The sequence below is a fragment of the Massiliimalia timonensis genome, assembly GCF_900186585.1.
Lineage (GTDB): Bacteria > Bacillota > Clostridia > Oscillospirales > Ruminococcaceae > Massiliimalia > Massiliimalia timonensis.
In genome coordinates this window covers 54,128-77,176 of record NZ_FYDD01000004.1, presented here as the reverse complement: position 1 = coordinate 77,176, position 23,049 = coordinate 54,128, and the positions used below count along the sequence as shown (strand labels likewise).

Here is a 23,049-nt window from a genome sequence, read left to right as displayed (position 1 = left end):
TATTGCTTGATTTTAATAAGATAGACAGCTAAGTTTGTGGAGCGGACTGTAAAGTGCGCTTTGTGCCAGATAAGATTGCTTGAAATTGTAGACTTTTTCGCTCGCCGTAAAATCCGTTGAAAAGCTAAAAAAACACCCAATTTTGGGTGTTTCAGGGGGCGTTTTGATGGAACAGAAAAAGTCTGATTATTCCGGACAGGGGGACAATTTGGATGACAAGTTCAAAAAGAAGCGGCTTTCAGCGTGCGGTCAGCATGCTGATGATGGTTTTGTTTGTATTAAATATGGTAATAGGGAGCATGGTTCCGTCCGTCTCTGCGGCAGAACCCAGAGAGGTTCCCATCCCGTCGGCCAGTATCACCTTTGAAAGTGATCAGATGTCGGGAAGCGGGGCCAGCAAGGTTTCGGACAACCTGTACCTGTTAAGCAGTGACAGGCAGTTCATGATCTCCATGCGGTATAATGTGAATCAAAGCAGCGGGGGATATGTGACTGGAGCATACCTGAAGATCGTGCTGCCGTACCTGTACATTGATCCGGAGACCGGAAAAATGACGATCAGTGATACAAAGCCGGATAATATCCCGGAAGACAAACTGATGGGGATAGAGGCTAAGGTGGCAGAATCTGACACTTGGTTGGTAGATAACTCAGAAGGGGAAGCGGCAAACGAGGGGTACCGTCGGGGAACGATCCTGTTGAAAAGTTATGATGGGTTCCAAGTGCCGGCTAACCAGCCGCTTTCCTTTGACCTGACCTGCCGGTTCTTTGGCGATTTGCCGGAAAACGAATCCGCCAACATCAAAATCGGCGGCGGATATGCCTATTACCATGACGGAAAAGGCGGTACTTCGGAATCGGGATATGATATTCAGCCGGGATCTGTTGCGGACGACCCTTCTGCGATCCGGATCATCAACCTGGTCAACTCCAACTTGGTTTGGACGCCTTCGATCGACTTGGTGAAGACCTCTGTTTTGTGGGATAAGTATAACTATATGGTCTACAAGGTGCGGATCGATAACCAATCGGAGGATGTAACCAGTAAGATAGACCACTTCAACCTAATCATGTATGTACAGAATACCACCGGTTCTATGGGAAAAGGCGGCGTTCTGGAAAAAGATATGATGCAGTGGGAGTATGTGGAAGGTCAGGACCCAATCAAAAACGAGGCTGTTTCTGAAGAGGACTACAGAAAAACCTTTATCGGAAAGCCGAACGAGGGCGGCGCGCTGATCTATGATGTTACGGATATTCCGGAAGCAGAGCGTCAAAAACTTGATCTGGACACGTTTAGCAATTTAGGGGATCCTTTGCCATATAACTACACCTTGCCGGGAACGATCGGGATCCCGCTGGATGAGGAACATTCTGAGCTGTATCCTGAAAAGTCTGACGCAGTTGCTGAGGGTGAAAAACACAGCTACCGGGAATATTATGTTGCTGTGCCGTATCCCAATAACTTTGGCGCTTCCTTGGACTGTGAGGCTACTTTCCGGCCCACTATTTATTTTGGCGGCCGTGATTTGGAGTGGACCAAGGATACGGGGAAGCAAACGTGGCAGTTTGTCCAGAAGAAATATGAATTTAACCATCACAAATATATTTTAGACGGACAGACCCCCGCAGATAACAAGGAGATCGCGATCGGCGATACGGACACCTATTATCTGGACGGGTTTGACAACACAGGAAATGTTCCGGTGTTCAATGCAGTGACGACCGATACCCTGCCCGAAGAATTCCGGCTGGATCAACTGGAGATCACGCTCAACTCCTCCGGGGATGGCCGGGAGCCGGAGCTGGGCGACTGGTTTAAAGACAACGTGCTGACGTTCCTGTTTTTAGATCAGGACCAGAAAGAAACAGAGGTTTCGCTTCAGGAACTGGGAGTATCCGCCCAAACAAGCGTGGATGCACAGCAGAACAAGACGTGGACGTACTCTGTGCGCCAGGCGATCCAGGATTATTTGGACCAGCATGCCGGCTGGACGTTTGCCCAGAAGTTTAAGCTGTACTTTAAAGAACGGATTCCTGCGGGGGATACCTTTCAGGGTCGGATCGCGGTGACCGGGGAAGTAGACCGGCTGTTGGAGTATAAAAACCAGATCGACACAAGCTTTGAACACTGGTATTACACAGTTGGCACCGCTGAAATAAAGGAAGGCTATGTTGTAGAAAAAAATAAACAGGTAGATCCTGACAGCGCGGCCCTGACTACAAAGCGCGCAGAGCCTGTCATAGAAACACACGGCGTGCTGCGCGAAAACGGGAACGAAGATGTAGGACCAGCGGATGAAAAACAGGACGTTCCGGTGAATGAAGATATGTCTTCGCTTCGGTATGTGCTGGGGAACGAAAGCATCTCTAAAATGCTGCCGGGCGTTTTGGAAATTGGACCGCTTGGAACAGTTGATCCGAAAACGAAGGATTTCAGCGGGCTGGAGGCAAATACCGTCCGTTTATCCAAACAACTGCTTGCCCATGCTGCTGTACAGCAGATCGTTCTGACAGACATCAATGGAAAAGAAGTGGTCTTTGAAAAAGATGAATTGAAAGCGGACTCTAACGGGGAAATTAGGCTCGACGCTTCACAATGGTTGGGAAAAGAGCCGGATTTTGACATTTTAAAAGAAGCTAAAATTATCTTTGACAGCTTTGACGGTAACGTCAAGGTCTCTGAAAATGCGTTTGTAGATATTTTGGGGACACCGAATACAATTGGGGAATATGAAGCAAATGCCGTTTGGCAGACACAATACGATATTCCAAACATGGCTGAGGACATTGTTGAAAAAGCGGCCAAATTAAATGTTTTGAAGATAGAGCCGGTCATTACCGGCACTGCCAACTATGACGGGAAATCCGCTGCGACGCTGACTGTGCCGAATAAGGCAAACGGCTGGTATGAATTCACCGTGGAAAACCGTTCCAAATCTTCCGCGGGGATCGTTGACGTTGATTTTGACCTGACCAGCGTGGGAAACAAGGCAAACAGCGGCTCTCCGGATCAGATCCAAGGTTTCCGAACAGACAGGATCGAAATCGGTCCGTCTTATGTGCGTTCGGGCGTGATCGATTATATCGAGTTTTACGACTGGAATCAGGCGGTGGATCAGGATCAGGCGAAGCTTAAGATCCCGTTTGCTGATCTGGTAAAGGATTATGGAACTGCTGACGGAGGGATCTCTATTCCGAAAGACGCTTTTTCTGCGCTGACGCAGTTAAAATCTATCCGGATCCACTATACGAAATTTAACGGCTTGGCTGTTGCGGATTCTGACCCGGATCAGGATGCCTCTTTGCAGGTGAAAATTTATGGGAACACAGACTGGTATGACAAGCTTGACAATGTGTGTTCCTTTATTCCGCGTTCAAAAATTTATACGGATAAAGATATTGTGAAAAGCACGGCGGCATTTCAGGTGGATCGCCCTGCTCAGCTGCCGCATGCCCATATCGTCTATGACGATGTGAAAGAATCCTCTTTGGCCAGCACTGAAAATACCGATAAAAACCAAGCGGCACTGGGGATCCCATATGACCGGGATTTTATTTTCCGGACGGAATTGGTGAACCAGTCTATCTCTGTTTTGGACGATGTGGATACTACCTTTACCCTGAAGCTGGACAAGACTGCCGGCGGGTTCCACACCACCGCATGGAAATTGTACGAAGACGTCCTGAAAAATTACCGTACTTTTGAAAAAATCACCCTGACAGACCTTGACGGCAACACGCAGGTGCTGACCTATGACGCAGGACGCGAGGTGTTCCGTGCTGAAAGCGGGCAGGAGTACCCTCTTGCTGACGGCGGCTGGACCGTGAACCGGGAACAGATGGAACAGGATCTGGGACTGAACGGGCTGGTTTCGTTAGTTTTGACCGGGAAACAGTACCAGATCACAGAAACTGACGACAGCAAAGAATACTATGTGGATTTTTACGGGTATGAAGACGCAGAGATCGGCAGCAAGGAAGTGCTGAAGGTCGACTCTGTGAACTTTTTGGATGGACTGCGCAATGTTGACAGCTTCCAGAGCAAGGCCAAGGATGACGTTCTTGCTTATGTGTCCAAGATGTATTTTGACACGGTCATCACAGCCGGCTATAACGATAACGAACCAACTAAAAAATACAGCAAGACTTCCACACCGCTGGAACATGTCCGCACAGAGTATCGTTCTTCCGGCGGAAGCAAGTGGGGGGATAATTCCGAGCTGGAAGTGGGTTATAAGGCGCTCGGTTCTTTTGCAGTCGATTTCCGGCAGTATCTGAATGCAGGGACGGTTCGTCCCTTTGAGGTTACTCGTCAGGAACATGAGGGCATGGATTATGTCCGCACACAGTCCTTTAATACCGCGGCGGAGCTGGTTACAACGATCGACCTGCCGGAGGATTATTTTGACAGCCACTATTTGAAGATCGACCCACGGGCAAAAGACTATGTGCAGAAGATCAAGGTGTACCAGAAAGACGGCGCCAGTTATGAGCTGGACAAAAGCGAGCTGGTATACGGGGCAGTGGAAGAGGATTCCAATGGAAACAAATACTGCAGGGTAAATCTCCTGAAGGGGAATAAGGACGCCGCTTTTTCCAATAACTTGGAGGACTATTATTTGGCGCCTGAGCAATACGGTGAAACTCTGCCGCAGAACCCTGTTACCAAGATTGATATTACGCTGAAAATCAATCAGGAACAGTACACCGAAAAAGATGGCCAGCGGATTGCGAACAATCCCGATTTTGGCACTTGGTATCAAGATAGCAATGAAGCCAGCAAATATATGTTTGAGGTCAGCGGCCGGTTTTACCGTATGGATGAAACGCCTAACAAAGCAGGAAAAAATGTGGCGACAGCTACCACCAAGATGACCATTGGCGGCGGTCGTAGTATAGAACGTGTATCTGACGGGGCGCAGACAACAAAATCACCGTGGAGCTTTAAGGATTATTATCGGGGATATTATTACTATGGAAGCTATGTAGAACGTGAATATAAAGCGGGGCATTTATTCAGCAAAACCATGGTGCACACGGTCCATGATTATGACCGGGTTTATAAAGGAGCAACAACGATCCCGACCAATGATGTAAACGACAAGGCAGAATTTGGGATGGATAACCAGTTTGTTGTCAGCTTTTTCCGGAATAGTCGGACTGCGCGTTATCAGACCAGTGGTTATGACTATGAAACGACCGGAAATCTGGATACATGGCGTGATCAGGATCCGGATGACTGGAGCGGAAAGATCGGATATGCGGACGAGGTGATCTTACGCGACACCATGCCGATGATCCGCCCGGATGCAACCTATTCCTACTACGGCTTCCTTGCGACTGGGTTGGAATTAAAGCCTGCTATCTCCAAGTATTTTGACAAAATGGTGCTGAACCTTGAGGACGTGGATAACAGTGGCAACAAGACCAATCAGAAGCAGCTTGTGCTTACCCGCAATGACCTGACTGATTCCGGCGGGGTGCTGACCTTAAAACTGGAATACAGCGATACCTCAGCCGAGGAAAGCGTTTCTAACGGCGTACTGACCCTGAAGCCGGGACAGTTTTTGACCAGCTATGACATCCATCTAACAGACATGATGGGGAACGGCGAATACAACAAAGAGGTCGGGTCGAAAGGCACCCCGGATGGAAACGGGACCAATGCGGATACAGACCTGGTCATTCACGGCCGCCCGTACACCATTAAACAAAAGAACCCGGATAAGGACGGCACCAACACGATTCAGCCGATCACCAAAACGGATTATGAGCCGGGCAAAAATTATGTGAACATCATTCAGGAAACCTCCTATAGCAACGCGACCTATACAGAAACAGCACGCCTGATGGGCTTTTTGATCGATTTCCATGCCGGGTATCAGATCCGTCAACAAGGCACCCGTGATATTACAGATTACCAAACCAATAACTTAGACCCGAATGTTGCGGAATTTGGTGTAAAGCTGTACAATCAGAACAATACAGGGAATAACGACGGGGTCAATAAGGTGGCGCGGGTCCAGTCGGCAAACGCGACCAACACGATGAATCCCTATTATCGGTTACAGCACATCTATATCCCGGAAGCCTTTGTTACCGGGGATTGGTTCCGCGTTTCCAAACTGGTGCTGACCGCGAATGGAAAGACAAAGGAGATCCCGGTTTCCAGCCAGGATCTTAGCCTGTCTGCATCAAAACCGGGCTGCTATGAAATAGACGTGGAGCAGCTGCTTCGGGAAAATCCGGATCTGGTAAGCTCCTATGCAAACTCCAAGACAGATTTTGTTACATACAGCAAGGCGTTTGTGGATAAATTCCAGATCGTGTTCGAGGCAGTCCGTCCAGACCGTGAAGACCCGAATTCTGTACTGGAGAACGGGCAGTACCTGTCGGCAGATAAAGCAGACGGGTACGCATATTGGTACGACGGCGTATATGTGGACCGCACGCCGGAGGATTTTGACAAAGATGAATGGACTGCTGATTCCACCCCGTCCTTTGGGAAAAACCCGAATAGGTTTGCCGCTAATGATGCTTACTCAAGTAGCACTGGCTGGCTGATAGACGGAAACTATTTTTACAATAGGCTGTCGGCTACCTTTACTTCGGTAGACCCGAACGCTGATATTTACGACAGCAACCTGATCACCCCTAACTCTGACGGAGAGGACCACTTTGTCCTAAGCAACCTAGTTGCCACCATGGTGACCAGATTGAGCAGAAACCGTGATCTGGGCGGAGGGAATACCGGCTTTGCTTATGATAATGATAAAAATCCCGGCAGCCGGCTGGAGGTGGACAAAGACCACCTGGTTCCATATGATTATTTGGAATACACGCTGAGTACTTCTGCCAAAGACGACAGCTCCATCCCGCTGGAACGCCCGACCATGCACTTTGCTGTTCCAGAAGGCCAGCGGCTGGTAAAATGGGAGATCGTTTCCAATACAACGGGGATTGACAGCGCGGACATTACCGCTGAAATGACGGATGCTTCCGGTGCCAAAATTGCGGCACAGCCGCAAATAGACTATTCCCTAGGAAATGACGGAAGCCAGAACTATTACCGTGAGCTTGTGATCACCGGCGGGAAAGACGGGGCGCAGATCCCTGCTGGAACAGGGATTACTATCCGTATTACGACCCAACTTACCGAGGAATTGACCGATACAGCGCAAAAGCCAGCGTTTGAAGGCGAAAATTTGCAGGCAAACGCTTGGGTAACTGCGGCCTCAAAGCATGCTTACCCGCAGTACTGCATTGAAACACGAAATATTAACTCCACCACTGGAAAGTACCAGACGCTAAATGATTTGGGCGGAGAGGTCACTTATACCCGGAACTATACGGGAGCAGTGAATGGGAAATCAAACCAAGTATATGAATCCCGCATGGTCAGTGATGTTACGTTTAAAGACACCACCGAGCTGGTGGCAACGTACAGCTTTGATGATGAGGAATATGCCTATGACGAGCAAGGCGCAAAACTGACTATTTCCAGTATCAAGAATGATACCCGCCATTATCTGGAATCAATGCAGGTCACCATATCCCTGCTTGACCCGGCCGGTTACCGCGGCTTTACCTTAACCCAAAATCCAGTCATCGGTTATCCTGCTTTGCTGGCAGATGCCAACACAAAACCTGACATTAAGCTGGAATACTGGTGTGAAGGGGAAAATGACTGGATAACCAGTACCGGGAATGAGGATGAGGCGTTCCTGCGCACAGTTCAGAAGATCCGGTGGACTTATTATGAAATCGACGCGTTCGGCACAGACGGCAATGAGCTTACATTTGATAATGTCGAACTGATCGGGGTAGGCCGTTACGAGGATATTCGGAAACCGGCCGATACCACTGCGATGGCAGAAAGCTATTTAGCCAGCATCGATACAGAGGTGGTCCATAACCATCCGAACGTTGAAACAAAAACAGTCCAAGACGACGCCACACAGGTCACGCTGAACGAAACCGTGTCCCTGACAGAGGATAAAGTTTATACCAGGCAGGTGTACCGTGAAAATCCGGAAGTGAATTTCTACACTCAGGTGTTTGATACAGAGGCTGAGGCTGAAGCTGCAATCAACATCAATGCCACCCAGAAGGTCGGCTACCGTCCGGAGGAGGAAATGTGGCAGAAGATCGTACTGATCAATAACCACAAAGCTTCTAACGGGAAACAGACTGCTGACCAAGGGGTTTTGATCGATCCTGTTTTCTACGACAAGTTACCGGAATATCTGTCCTCCGAAGATTTGGAGAACGAAAACTTTACAGTTCGCTGGCTGGATATTACCGGAAAGGAAAAGAATCCTGACGCGAAGCTTCAGGTCGCCGCAACGCATCCTGTCAGAGGAGAAGATTACGGCGGGGCGATGGTTTACCCCAAATCGCAGACAAACACATTGGTTAATAAAGATGCGAAACTGTTTGACGACTTGAAGCCGAGCGCGGCAAACAGCAAGCAGATCGACTTTACGGTGTATGAACTGCGCTTTGAAAAGCAGAATGGGCAGGCTGTCCGCGTAGAAGTAGGGGATACCATTGAGATCTGGTACAAGGTCAAAGCTCGAAAAGATGATCTGCCGATGGTTTATGTAGACCAGGACCGTGACCTTGCCAGTACAGACGATCAGCATCCAGGATATTTCCCGCGGGTAGGGGAGTACTATACCCTTGCGCATAGTGCGCTGCATGCGAATGGGGAGTCTTTCCCATTTTCTACTGCAACCAATGAGGAGGCCCGTGCGATCAACAACCAAAACCGGTTGATGGATCTGGATTACCTGATGCACGATATTGGCCTGTCCGGGCAGAAGAACGAACAGGTGGACCGCTGGGAATATCTAAACGGTAGCCAGACCCAGATTCCGGGTTCGGCGAAAGATATATCACAAAATTCTTATCAATGGAGAGACAACTATCTTGGAGATAATGGGGTGCTATTTGACGAAGACATCAATCCGGCAAACAATCACCAGGCAGCGACCTATTATGGGGATACAACCAATAAAAATTCTGACGATATGCCGTCTTCCCAAAAGATGGTAAACAGCAATAACCGATTGCGTGACTGGTGGAGGTTTGTCCTGTCCCCAAGGACCCAGTTTGACTGCGACTGGGATGGAAAAGCCAATGATTTAGACCAACGGATGCCGATTTTATGGAGCCAGACCCGGCTGCACCTGCAAAAGGCGTGGCTGGTAACTGCCAGCGAAATGGCGGGTAAGAACCGGATCTATGAAAAGACCGAAGGGGATGGTTACACCAATTTCCCAGCAAATCCAAATTACAGCGCTAATGAGAATCATACCGGAAGTGAATCGCTGGCCAATGGGTACCGGAAGCTGACTGACGACAGCAGTGTTGTGGCATTGCAGTATAATGAAGACTTCACCACCCGTTTGTACGCGCTCAATTACGGTGACTGGAAGCTGGATGGTGTGGAATTTACTTATACTATGCCAAGGGGCATCCGTCCCAAGCTGGACGAAAACGGCAATTTTGATCCTTCCTCTATTACAGCGGAGGTGCTCAGCTCTGTTTCTACCAGCGGATATACCCTCAACGACGGTTATACGCCGATCGACCCGGGTGATATTGAGGTAGAAGTACTGCAAACTCCTAGTGGGGAGGATAAAGGCTACAAGGCGCCGAACCGCCCGCAGGACCCGCAGTGGAATCCGGATACCGATGATACCTATTATTCCAGAAGTGATGAGTCGCAGAATACACAGCCGTGGGTATTGAAGATCACGGTGAAGCATGGACTGAACAAATGGTTTAACCGCGGAACAGAAAAGGGCTATAAGATTCGGGTAAATATCCCAAGCAACGTTTACCTGACCAATGAAAACCAGTATTGGTACGACCGTGTCGTTACAAGGCCGTATATGAAGCCGGACTCTAAGAACTACTATTATTACCAGATATTGGACTATGACCATTGGGAAGGCACCACCAAGGAGCGGATGCGCCACAACCAATGCTACGGCATGGATTATATGTGGTATCATTACTATAATGTAAATGATAATAAGTATATGTACCATGTTGGTTCGCCGAACACGCCGTATATTGATGGCTATAACATTCAGGATAACGAGGTCCAGCTAAGTGGCGGCGATGTCATGGGGACCCGGACCCAAAATAAATATGACAACTACACGACCGCTGACAAGAGCGACCTGTATGCGCAAACTGGTACCCGCGCGGTCATGCGGAAACCATTTGTGCGCTTGTGGAGCACCGCTGGGGATGATTTGACCGGGGCGACCCGTTCGGATTACTACTTTGATACCGAGGGCGATACCAGCAAGATCAACATCCATGTGGAAAACAAATACTGGCTGGATCAGTATGCGCCGAATGCGGAGAGCAAATATAACTATGATTACGCGAAGTTTGTCCATAACTATGAGGTAGACGGCGGCGCCAGGGGCGATCTGATTTTGCCTGTCATCACAAATATCCTGCCTTACGGCATTGTTCCGGTAGCAACAGATGGTACGCTGTTCAGTCAGGATAATGCTGTAAACGCCGGCAAGGAGGTATCCTGGACTCTGTATCAGCGGGATCTGGCGGCGGGACAGAATGTGAAAACGGCGGCGTCGGTGCCGGCGGAACAGGAAAAATATGACGCGCGGGTCACCTACGAGCTGATCGACCGGGTGGACAGCAGCGGCCAGCCTACCGGAGAGAAGGAAGGCCGTTATGTGGTCACCTTTACACCGGCTGCAGCGGCAGACGGCGGGGACATTGCAAAAGAAGCGCGGCTGGCTTCTCAGAAAGCGAATATCTTTTCACTGGATACCTTTACCTATGCCGCGCCAAAGGCTGCGACCAGCAAGGACGGCACAGCCGGGGAAGAGGATGAGCTCTACCGCAACTATCAGGACAACCGCACCTACTTGACCAGCAGAATGCCGGGCTTTAAGTATATTGTTGACGAGGATATCAAGCGCTCGGGTGAAAGCACCAGTTATGTTAATCCGTATACGGTTGGTTCACTGGGACAGCATCTGTATCCGAACACCAACGGCGCGCAGATCCCGGACGACCGTTTGGATGCAATCAAGCACACCTACACATATACCTATAACGGTGGGAACAGCGTTGCTTACCATACGATGGGGAATCTCCCTGATGATAAGCTGAACCATACCTATGAGCAAAATACCGGCCTGATCGGCAAGCTGACAAAGTATGAAGAAACGCAGGAGCTCAACGTGGAGGACTATCCACAGTTAAATGACAAGGCGGTGTTGAGCAGCACCCAGAAAGACTTTGACCAAAACGGGGCGAACACCCACAGCGACGACTTGAGCACGCAGGCATTTGCTGATTTAGGCGTCACTAATACGCTGAAGATCCGCACCTCGTCACCAAGGCTGTCGGTGGAACATTATGTGGCGCCGGACAAAAACGCGTTAGGGGAAAAAGAGGGCGGTGATGACACCCAGGCCTTTGATTATTCCGATGATATCTGGTACAGCGCCAAGGTGGTCAATGAGCCAAGCTCTGCTGCCAACTATGAACAGATGGGCGCTGTCCATCATGCGAAGATGGTATTCTCGTTCCATCTGCCGTCAGTGGTGAATTATTCCGGTTCCGCAGGATGGAATGTTGAAAACTCTGCAGATCAGTACATGTATAACAATGAGAATGATTTCTGCATTGAGTATTATGACGCGGAGAAAAAGAAAACAGTGACCTTAAGCCAGAAAGAGATGCGCGAACAGGGCTGGGGCGTACAGCTGATCTCTGACTCTTCCGAGGAATGGAAGGATACGGATCTCAACCACAAAGGTCAGATCGTCACCTTTGAGGTGACTACCCCGAAATCGGAAGGCTTTACCGACTACGCTTCCTATGTTCAGGGCGAAAAGCCAGCGGGATATTTCCCGAGCGGGAGCTGGATGAACTTTAAGATCCGTACCCGTGTGGACAATGTTTCCGATACCGGCGTGCTGGATGCCCCGGATGTATGGAGCGGCTATACCTCGCAGGTATATACCACAATCCATGATACAGACGGCTATTATGCGCTGCGGGACGATGGGACATTTGCTCCGGAAGCTGAAGCAGACCGAATCCCGGCCGATAACTATAACGGTTACAAGGTCGAAACGCCGGATGGGCATCGGTTCTATGAACAGGCGCAGGCTCTTTGCCTGTGGGGACCGGCGGAACAGGTCAGCGATGAAAAAGACGACCAGGGAGATCTGACGCAGGATCATGACCGGGACCAGGAATATGACGCCAATTATGTCACTGCAAGGACTGCGCAGGTCAATATTCAAAAACCGCGAAGCACGGTGCGGGTAGACACAGGGAAACAGAGGCTTCAGGTCAACGACCCAACGGCTGATCGTTACATTATGGAAGACGCGCATGTTCGTTCTGCTTATAACATGTGGATGTGGATGGATCAGGCTGTCAATGAAACAGCTGCGGTAAACACTTTCATCGTCAACTACAATGTTCCATATTATGGAACAGATGAAGGGACGCCGGACGAAGCGTTTCATGACAACAGTAAAAAAGCGCTGCGGCAGACGCTGAATAAGATCCGGACTGGCCGCTGGGAGATCCCGGATACGATTCCGGAATCAGAACTTGACGCCGAAACACGCCGGATCTTGGAAGAAAATTTGCGGGTCTACCTACAGGTGCTGCCATTGGAGGAGCCATGGGATGAAACTGGGTATTATTATCCGGGGGCGAATGATAGCAATGGCTGGATAACGCTTGGCAAACAGGGCGGTTACCGGCTGGATGAAAACGCCACCATCGACATTGGAAAGGACTATCCACAGTATCAGCGCCAGATTTATCAGGTTCGCTGGGTCATTAAAACACAGGGCTTTATCTCTGAAGAAGGGGTGACCTACAGCGCAGAACAGGCGCCGATTTACTATCCAGTCCCGGCGGGCTTCCGCTTGGATGTGGACGCTTCCGACCAGTTGGATGGAAAGCAGGAGATGGATGATGTTGATCCTGAACGTTACAACAAGGACGAGCTGGCTCAAGATGTTCAGGATAACAGCGCATATATTGAACTGAACACCAGACGGCGTGATTTGAATGATGACGATGGCAAGAACAAACACAGCAATCACTTTGTAACAGGGTTCCCGCAATATGATGACCGCAAGCACACGCTCACTTCTGAACGTGCACGCGGAGGGTATTATGTTGACCCGGAAGTGCCGACCGTAGATTTAGGGATCGATGTGCTTTACTTTACCGGCGGCCCGATCAAAGGGTATAAATGGGATAACAACGTCATTATTGATTCCAGCAGCAGTACGATGTTGAAATATAAGGTCAGCTACTCCAGTATCAGCAGTAAACAGGATCCTGATATTGTGCAGGATAACGTATCCAATCCCAATATTTCTGTAGCAGTGCCGTATATCGACCGGCTTCGTGAGGATGATTTCCAGTATGTGGATTATCAGGAGCCGGGAGCGGATGGTTTCTATCAGGGTGATTATTATATTGGCGACGCTTACGGGCAGATGGAAGATGAAACGGACGAAGCCCATAAGGTCACCGAAAATCTGGACAATAAAACACCGCTGTGGACCTGGTATGTGCAGAATGAAGACGGGACGATCCTGACGCCGGAGGAACTAAAAAATATTCCGGACGGATTGCAGCTGACGCAGGAATCGCCGACCTTTACGACCAAGGTGATCGACAAGACCACCAACCAGCGCAAGATCTTAAACTACTACTTTACCGGAACCTTGGAAGCAGGGCAGACCCTGAAGATCGAGTTTATGCTGCCGGTAAAAGAAACCGACGGGAACGCTGTGCCGACCGATCTTTTGCAGTCCAAGGCCTATGGATTTAAAAAAGGCGCTTTTGAGCCATATACTAAATCTCAGGGCAGCTCGTTGGACAGCCTGGTGCTGGTATACGACAACTATGATGTCAATAACAACACCGAAACAGTGGAAATGGGAGTCAGCCGTTCTTCTAATGCGATCGCATTTAAAACGGTTTCCTCTGTGTCACAGAACAAGACCGTAACCACAGATCTGGTCAGCAATCAGACCGAGATCGCCACCCCTGTCCCAGAAGGTGGGACTTATGAGTACAAGGTTTCCATGATCAATAAGAGTGAATCTCAGAATTATACAGAGGGCGTTTTCTATGATGTCCTGCCGTATCTGGATGACTATGAGATCAAAAACCTTGACACCAGCACCAATCAGAAAATCCCAAGGAACTCTAAATGGCATGGCTGGATCGACCCTTCTACCATTCGGGTATTAGACTTTGCCGCCTCTGCCGGCGGAGTGGAAACCGGTTCGGTCGAATTGGTCCGGAACAAAGACTATGAGGTCTGGGTCGGACCGATCGTAAAACAGGGCTCTGATTTTGTGCTCAATGATATTAGCAGCCTGCCGGATCAGGAAGCGATGTCCAAAAAAGAAACGTACGATGAGCTGCGGGCAAGCGACCAGGCAAAGGCGAAATACTTTGTAAAACTGGATGAACTGATGGCGTTGGATGACGGGGAAGAAAAGGAAACCCTGATCAAGGGGATCCGCGCGGTCTGGGTACAGATGGCGGACGACTATACCATCTTGGCTAACAACCGTTTGCGGCTGTTCTTTGACATGCATGCGCCGCTGAACCTGCCGGAATACGTTGGTACGCTTCAAATGTCAGAGGATGCAGTAAACGCAACAGTCCAGTATAACGAAGCGGTAAAAGATTTCAGCGCTTGGAATACCTTTGTTGCGCATTGGAACAGCGGCCGGATCGAATTGGTACGGGCGGGCGTTTATACGAATGCGCCTGCCGGACGGGGCTATATTGGAAGCTACGTTTGGAACGACGCGGATTACAGCACTGTTCCAGATGACGGAGAAGGCGATTACGGCGTAGAAGAAAAGACCGGACGGATCCAGTTAAAGAACAAGACAACTGATCTGGACTTTGACGGGAAAGAGGACGATCCGGGGATCAATGGGGTAAAGGTAGAACTGCTGACAGTAAAAGGCTATCCCGCAAACCGTGACGGGCAGGCAGTTGCTGCTGAAATAATCGACGGACAGGAAACCGGCCAGTATTTGGTGCTGGACGAAGAAACTGGACTGCCGATCACCGACCCGCTGACCGGGAAACAGGAATACTCTTTAGCCGGAGGGCCGGTTGCTTTTGAAACCGAAAGCGACTATTATGACAATGACGGGTATTATATTCTTGCTAATCTGAAGCCGGGCCAATATAACCTGCGTTACACCTTCCCGGAAAACTATAACCAGTATTCGGTGACCACTACATCACTGGGGAAAGAACAAATCCCTGTTCAGGTATACCGCAATAACGAATTAGTTTATTCCGGAACCAAGAAGAGCGTTTCGCCGGTGTATGATCTGCCGGCTGACCGGTTGGTAGTTCAAACAGCTGAACCGATCACGGTGAAAGCAGTGGAAGAAGATTTGACAAAATACCCTGATTACGACAAGGAAGTGACATCGTATAATCTGGGCGTAGGGCGCGCGTATACTTATGGCGGTTCCGTGTGGCTGGACGAACATGAAATACCGGATCCTGACGCCCCGGATGAAACAAAAATCGACAGCAACGGAAAACGGGAAGACGGCGAACCGTATCTGGAGGATATGGAGGTATCTGTCTACAATATCAAGGATCAGACAAAGCCTTGTCTGGATGGTGATGGGAACCCTGCTGTATACACTACCAAGGCAGACGGGGAATACCAGTTCCGTTTGAAGCCGGGCGAGTCTTATATTGTCCGCGTTACAGATAAAACGACAACAGAAGACCGCTTGTTAAAGCCGTCGCCATGGACCTATGAAAGCGATCCGCTGACACAAGACGATGACAACGATCTGTCCAAGATCAACAAAAACTATGAGACCAAGGCGTTTGAAGCGGCGGTCCCGTACGATCAGAACGGCGATCCTATTTTTGCCGATGATAAGAAGCAGTCGTTCCAGGCTAATACCAATATCGACTTGGGACTGATCAATGCCGGACGGGGCTATCTTGGGAAATTTGTTTGGAACGATGCCGATTATGACGGAATCATGGATCCGGACGAGGAAGGTGTTCCAGGTGTGACCGTTACACTGGAGTCCTATTATTATAAGGACGGCCAGTGGGTCCGCTCTCAGACTGACCGCACCATGACCACCAACGACGGCGGTGTTTATGTCTTTGACAATGTGATGAGTTTCCATTCTGAAGGCGGAAAACGGTATTTGGCTGGCTACAAGCTGAAAATCGACCCGGCTTTGAATGAGGAGATCTTCAAGCAGTACGGCGTCACCCACTTCTACGTGAACAAAGGTGTCAGCGACAGTGACCTAGGGATAGACCGTGGTTATTATCTCAATGACGATTACATTATCATTGCAGTTGACGCGACCGATGAAACTGTCCCGGACAACCAGGTGATCTATCAGGGACATGATTATGACCTGAGTGACGCGGAGATCATTTTGGACTACGATGCCGGATTAAGCGAGTATCAATACGGTAACGTTGACGGGATCATCTGGGAGGATGCGGATTATGACGGCGTAATGGATTCCGGGGAAACAGGGATCGACGGCGTTACAGTCTATCTGGAGCAGTATTATAAAGACGCGAACGGCCGCTATCAGAAAGTGACCAAGGCGGAAAGTGCCAATGGAACAGTATACACGGGCGAACTGTCTACCCTGACGGCAAACGGAGGAAACTACCATTTTGAAAATGTACCGACCTTTGTAAAGATCGATGGGAAGAATACGCTGTGCTACTACCGGCTCCGCGCTGATGCTCCGGCAGGCTTTGGAGTGACCCGGTACCAGCAGCAGGTCGCTTCCGGCGGCACCAACAGCGACTGGATCACCAACCAGTATGCCGGATCTGAAAATTATTTGACATCGCCCGCAGACGGGGACTACTTTATGGTGGCCCGGCCGGCAGGGAAATTGGTCAATCCGCATTATACGCTGACAGATGGAAAAGATTCCTATGACATCATTCGCAAACAGGCCGACCATACCGGCTATGACGGCGGTTTAAAGGCGTATCCGCAGGGAGAACTGACCGGATTTATCTGGGATGATCTGGATTACGATGGCATCAGGGATACCGGAGAAAACGGAGTCCCAGATGTAAGCGTATTCTTGCAGCGTTATTACTATGACGGGGCCAAATGGGTACTGGATACGGCCTTTACCGAACAAAAAGCAACCACCCAAGCCGATGGTTCCTATACCTTTGCCGGCTTGGATACGCAGGTAGTGGTGAAGCAAAAGGCTTATCTGGCTGGCTATACTCTAAAGGCAGAAGCTTTGCCAGACGGTTATGGGATCACCTATTACCAGCAAGGAAACGACCGTACGAAAGACAGTGATTTGAACGCGGCGGATCTGACCCTGACCCAGGCGGGAGAATACATTCCGGTTGCGGCAGTGGCCTCCCAAAACAGCACAGGCGGTGGATATAACAGCAGTACTGTTTCTGTCAAAGAGGTCAGCGGCAAAACAGTCGTTTATGATATGCTGGCTCAGCGTACTGCCTCCGGTAATGACGGCGGTCTGGTGAAATATCCGGACGGTACGATCATCGGAAGGGTGTGGAATGATAAGGATTACGACGGGATCCAGGACAGCGGAGAAGTCGGGATCGGGAATGTCTCTGTAGAACTGGAACGCTATTATTATGACGACGGACAGTGGCAGAAAGACGCCGATTTCCCAATGCACTCTGCTATAACAGACGGAGCTGGAAAGTATACATTTACTGGTTTGGACACACAAGTAGTTGTCAATCAAAAGGCTTATCTGGCTGGCTACGCCTTAAAGGTGGACTCTGATTCCCTGCCAAGCGGCTGCGGGATCACCTATTACCAACAGGGAAGCGACCCTACGAAAGACAGCGACTTGGATGCGTCAGATCTGTCATTGACACAGGCTGGGAAGTATCTCCCGGTTGCCAAGCCGGTGAAGGCTGCCAATAACAGCAGTGTTGTAAAAGTGGGAACGGCATACTATGATATGCTGCTTGCCGATACTGTTTCCGGACAAGATGCAGGGCTGGTAGAGTATCCGGACGGCGCTATTACCGGGATCATCTGGGATGACTTGAATTATAACGGCATCCAGGATGAAAATGAACCGGGATATGCCGGAGTAGAGGTTTTGCTGGACCGGTATTATCTGGACGGTGAGACTTGGATACAGGATCCCTCCTTTGCTCAGCAGAGCCGGACCACTCTTGAGGATGGAACCTTCCGTTTCGATAATCTGGATACACAGGTTGAGCAAAACGGAACGGTCTATCTGGCTGGGTATGCGCTGAATCTGAAGGAACTGCCTTCAGACCGTGCTGTGACCAAATACTGGAGAGGCGATGACCGTAGTAAGGACAGCAACCTGATTTCCAGTACCAAATCCTTGATGCGTTCCGGGGAATATCTCCCAGTAGCGGCGGTAAAAGACCCGAACAAGGCGGCTAACAGCTCACAGATCACAATGACTGATGTTGAAAAACAGCAGGTCACCTATGATCTGCTGACCGCGCGAACCGTCGGCGGCTATGACGGCGGGTTCTCCGAATATAAGGGCGGAAGCCTAGGCGGGATCATCTGGCGGGATCAGAATTTTGACGGGATCCGTCAGGACGACGAACCGGGCGTTGAAAATGTCCGTGTGATCCTGAACCGGTATATCCTGAAAAATGGAGTTTGGGAACAGGACGCTGATTTTGTTCCATATGATATTCCTACCAATGAAAGAGGAGAATACCTCTTTGACGCATTGGAGACCCATTTGATCGACGGGCCGAATAAGTACCTGTACGGATACCAGGTCACCGTTGATCTGGATACGATACCGGAAGGATATGAGGTCACTCATTATCAGATGGGCGAGGATAAAACGGTGGACAGCGACTTAAATTATCAGAATGGAGCGCTGACAAAAGCGGATGAATACGTCCTGTTAGTAGACAAAGCTGAAACAGAGTCCCAAAACCCGGATTATATCATTGACGGGTATGACGTTGTACAGGGAATCGACATCCGCGGATATGACGGAGGGATTTTGAATTATCAAACTGGTTCAATCTCCGGTGTTATCTGGGAGGATCAGAGCTATGACGGGATCCGTCAGGACGACGAACCGGGGGTTGCGGAAGTTCCGGTTTCTCTGCAACGGTACTATTATGACGGGACCCAATGGTTGTTTGACGACACCTTCCAGATGGAAGCCAAAACGGGACGTGACGGAGCATACCTCTTTGACGGGCTGGCTACGGTGATCCAGAAAGAAGAGACAGACGCTGCTGGAAACACAGTAGTACACAGCTACCTTGCGGCTTATCGGCCAAAGGTAGAGGCGCTTTCTGAGCGCTGGGCGGTCAGCAGGCCTTATATGGGAGACGACCCAGCCCGTGACAGCGATCTGGATGCCAAGACCTTGGCGCTGCTGCCGGAAGGCGAGGTCATGATCTTAGCGGCGCCGGCGCAAAAGGGTGCGGATGGTTCCTATCACTACACCTCTGTCAAGGTGACAGGGAAGGATGGAACAGATGCGCATTATGCACCGATGGTACCGCAGGACCTAAGCGGGCAGGATGCCGGGTTAACAGCCTTTGAACAGGGCGCCGTAGGAGGTACCGTCTGGCTGGATGCTGATAAAGACGGGATCATGGACCTGACAGAACCCCAAGTATCGGGCGTAGAAGTGATCCTTACGCAATACGCGTTTGTAGATGGCGCATGGAAACAGGTGGAAGATTTTGAACAGACGATCAAAACCAACCGTTTTGGGAAGTATCTCTTCGGAGATCTGCCGCTGTTCCGCGCTGTAGAGGATGATGCGGGAGAACGGCAATACCAGATGTTGGGCTATCGGCTGAACATTGAGGAGCTGCCGGATAACCGTGAGATCACCAAGTACATGCAGAATAAAGGGATCGACGACAGCAAACTGATTTTAGACCAGTTGAAACTGACAGATAAAGCCTATGAGTTTAAAGGCTGTATGATCCTGTCTGAAAAAGCAGCAGAAGCGACCAATCCGGTTTACCGGCAGCAGGGCTATGACCTTGTCAAAGCAAGGGACATCGATCAAATGCATGCTGGGTTGCTGGAGATGTTGGCTGAACTGCCCAAAACAGGCGACAATTTATGGATCATACTAAGCTTGGCGGCATTCTGTGTGGTTTCTGGCGCGTTCCTGTTGATTATCGTTATCTTAAAACGTAAAAATAGGAAAAAATAAAGGACATGCACGGAGGGATAAATTGCCCTCCGTGTGCCTTTCTTAGAGGATGTGAGGTTTGTTGGAAGAGATGTCAAAAAGAGAAGGGCTGGCCAGATTTTTCACTTTTTTCGCAGGTTTGTTCATTGTGATCGCGGCAGTGATTATTGGCAGTATCGTGTTCCAGACGAGAGAAGGAGCTCTGATTTTTCAGGGAAACGCTTCGCTGATCCATAAAAGCGAAGCGCAGAAAGAAAGCTTTGTCATTGGGGGTGCCGACCTTCCCCAAACTGCTTCCCCCTGTTCCGAATCCGGAAAGATGGCGCAGCTGATGTCATCGTTCGTGTATCAGCCGCTGGTTTCGGTTTCTGCACAAAAAGAGGCACAGCCGGTGCTGGCGGAATCTGTCATCTTTTCCAAAGATGGGAAAACAGCAGAGGTGACGATCAAGGATGTGGTCTTTTCCGACGGGACACCTCTGACAGCGGAAACAGTGCGAGCGGCATACGACGCGTTGAACGCCCCGTCTTCCGGCTATCCGAAAAAGGAACGGATGCGGCAGATCATTGGGATGACAGAATACCAAACAGGAACAGAGGAACGGATCGCCGGCTTAGAAGTGCTGGATGAAAAGACGCTTCGGTTCCAGTTCCAGTCTGCAAGCCTGTCCAATGTAACGGCGCTGACACTGCCGATCGTAAAAGCTTCTGACGACGGGAGCCGGACAGAGTTGGGTACGGGTCCCTATCAAATCGAATCGATCCGTGGCTTAGAAGAAGCGGTACTGGTTAAAAATCCCCGATCCGAAGGGAATGAGTATCCATATCAGACCTTTCGGTTTGTGAACATGACAAGGCAGGCCGCTGAACAAGAGATTGAGGAGTTTGGGCTGGATGTTGCCTTTTTGAATCAGGAAAGCAGCTTTGAGCAGTTTAAAGAAGCGGGGTATTATGACATTTACCGATACCCCTCGGCCAGCTATTCTTATTTGGGCTTTAGCTCCAATAGCAGTGAACTGCTGCGAAAAGCGGTCTGTGTGGGATTCAACCAGAAAAAGTTCTGGGAAGATCTTCGCAGGTCAAGTAAAGAAACCACGTATCTTCCCGTTGGGGGAGTTACCGGCACACAAAAGGAAGAACCGTCGTTTTCAAAAATGATGGCTTCCCGCCGCAGATCGGCAGGCCCGTTGTTTAAAAAGCTTTTGAAGGAACGCGATGGCCAGGCGCTGCGCTTTCTATGTGAGGACACAACACGGGGAAGGCTTTATTTCAAAGAGATGCAGGAACAATTTTCACCTTATGGAATTGAGGTAGAAGCTGTATTTGTGAATGCTGATTCTTTGGAAGACACCCTCCGTTCTGGGGAAGGGTATGATTTTTATTTTCAGCCGCAGGGAAATATTCCCCCTGAACAGTTGTTGGACAGCATGTATCAAGTGCTTGTACCGCAACAGCAGGAGCAAGCTATGGCAAAGGCGTTGCAAGGAGGAATTACGGGTGTTTACCATGCGGTGGAAAGCGATGCCGCCAACCGGTATCTTCTGTGTCCGGTGGATACCCAAGGAGGATTTTTAGCCGTTTCCGCAGACCACAGGGAGCAGGAGTTTTTGCTGCATTTCATCGAACAGGAATAAATGATAAAACAGGGATCCTATGGGGTTCCTGTTTTATTCGCATCCTCAGAAACAAAGCATGAAAGCTTCGTGACATCCACCTATCAGTATGGTACAATGGGAGAAAGAAAAGCCTGCTGGTAAAACCTTTTAAATGATTGAAGCAGGTATGAAAGGGGAGCAATTATGAAATACTCAATTGAAGGCACACCACTGCCGGTAGTCATCTGTGAATTGCAGGCCGGAGAAAGCATGATCACGGAAAAAGGTGCAATGTCCTGGATGTCGCCGAATATGGAGATGAAGACCAGTACCAATGGCGGGATCGGCAAGGCGTTTGGACGGATGTTTACCGGAGAATCTATGTTCCAAAATATCTATACAGCGCAGGGCGGACCGGGACTCATCGCATTTGCTTCCAGCTTTCCTGGTTCGATTCTGGCTTTCCCTATCTCTGTGGGCAATGAGATCATCGTCCAAAAATCCGCGTTTTTGGCTTCTGAGGCAGGAGTGCAGATGTCCGTACATTTTCATAAAAAGTTTTCCGGCGGGCTGTTCGGTGGGGAAGGCTTGATCATGCAGAAGCTTTCCGGACAGGGAACTGCTTTTGTAGAGATCGACGGTTATGCAAAGGAGTATGAACTGCAGGCAGGGCAATCCATTATCGTGGATACCGGTTATGTCGCCGCGATGAGCGCGACCTGTACCATGGATGTACAGTCGGTGCCGGGCGTAAAAAATATGCTGTTTGGCGGAGAGGGGATCTTCAACACACGGGTAACGGGGCCGGGCAGGATTCTGATCCAGAGTATGCCGATCAGCCAGATGGCCGCATCCCTGAATCCATTCCTTGGAACAGCTAAATAAAGCGGGAGAAACAAAAAATGACGTATCCAGTTCTTTATAAAAGATACCCCGAAAGCAAGCTGGCAACAGCTTTGTCCGTGTTTGCTTCTATTTTCGTTACAGTGGGAGTGGTTTTGCTGCTGGAGTGCGCGGACGCGGTCAATGGCGGGCAGGCTTTCTCCCCGGGGATTTTGGTTATGCTGGGCTGCTATGTTGGGGCGGCTGTCCTTGGAATTATGCTGCATCGTGTTGTGGACAGAGCTATGGAGAAAAAGGCCCGTCCAAAAAAGAAACTGAAATAAAAAAGAGAGCGCTGTAAATTTAGCACTCTCTTTTTTG

Annotated in this window: 4 protein-coding genes; all 4 read left to right on the top strand. The window is 49.7% G+C overall.

The features are described from left to right. The first annotated feature begins 212 nt into the window (after positions 1-212). The 4 genes from CIB36_RS08080 to CIB36_RS08065 all read left to right on the top strand — a co-directional run bounded on the left by CIB36_RS08080 (position 213) and on the right by CIB36_RS08065 (position 23,012). Positions 213-20,273: an SdrD B-like domain-containing protein gene (locus CIB36_RS08080; RefSeq protein ID WP_093989075.1), complete on the top strand. Its 20,061-nt coding sequence runs from the start codon at positions 213-215 to the stop codon at positions 20,271-20,273. Between the two features lie 70 nt (positions 20,274-20,343). Beyond that, positions 20,344-21,885: an ABC transporter substrate-binding protein gene (locus CIB36_RS08075; RefSeq protein WP_158662633.1), complete on the top strand. Its 1,542-nt coding sequence runs from the start codon at positions 20,344-20,346 to the stop codon at positions 21,883-21,885. A 165-nt stretch (positions 21,886-22,050) separates the two neighbouring features. After that, entirely contained in the window at positions 22,051-22,731 is a 681-nt protein-coding gene (locus CIB36_RS08070; protein ID WP_093989073.1) for a TIGR00266 family protein, read from the top strand. 17 nt (positions 22,732-22,748) lie between these two features. Then, entirely contained in the window at positions 22,749-23,012 is a 264-nt protein-coding gene (locus tag CIB36_RS08065) for a hypothetical protein (protein WP_093989072.1), read from the top strand. Positions 23,013-23,049: the final 37 nt, after the last annotated feature.

Excerpts from the sequence above, each read along its gene's own strand:
- CIB36_RS08080 (WP_093989075.1), top strand. The coding sequence starts at position 213 with ATGACAAGTTCAAAAAGAAGCGGCTTTCAGCGTGCGGTCAGCATGCTG.
- CIB36_RS08075 (WP_158662633.1), top strand. The coding sequence starts at position 20,344 with ATGTCAAAAAGAGAAGGGCTGGCCAGATTTTTCACTTTTTTCGCAGGT.
- CIB36_RS08070 (WP_093989073.1), top strand. The coding sequence starts at position 22,051 with ATGAAATACTCAATTGAAGGCACACCACTGCCGGTAGTCATCTGTGAA.
- CIB36_RS08065 (WP_093989072.1), top strand. The coding sequence starts at position 22,749 with ATGACGTATCCAGTTCTTTATAAAAGATACCCCGAAAGCAAGCTGGCA.